Origin of the sequence: Campylobacter sp. P0103, assembly GCF_002139545.1 — a bacterium.
Lineage (GTDB): Bacteria > Campylobacterota > Campylobacteria > Campylobacterales > Campylobacteraceae > Campylobacter > Campylobacter devanensis.
This window is the reverse complement of record NZ_MJKG01000021.1, coordinates 1-302: the sequence shown is the minus strand read 5'-3', so window position 1 is coordinate 302 and position 302 is coordinate 1. Positions and strand designations below refer to the sequence as shown.

General features: G+C 27.5%; 1 protein-coding gene. It reads left to right on the top strand.

Features of this window, described 5'->3' with window-relative positions; genetic code table 11:
* Positions 1 to 302: glycosyltransferase family 2 protein (locus CIGNP103_RS08035; protein WP_141082237.1), on the top strand; the 302-nt coding region annotated here is incomplete at both ends.

Below are 302 nucleotides of genomic sequence, written 5' to 3'. Positions count from 1 at the left end.
AAAATATCTATAATAATTCCAGTTTATAATGTAGAAAAATATATCAGCCAATGCTTAGAATCTGCAATAAATCAAAGTTTAAAAGATATAGAGATTATAATAGTAGATGATTGTGGAAGTGATAAAAGTATGGATATCGCCCAAGAGTATGCTAAAAAAGATAATAGAATAAAGATTATTAAAAATAGCCAAAATATGGGATTATTTTTAACCAGATGCGAAGGGATTAAATCTGCAACAGGGGAGTATATTTTAAATTTAGATTCTGATGATTTTTTGGATTTAAGGGCTTGTGAGATAGC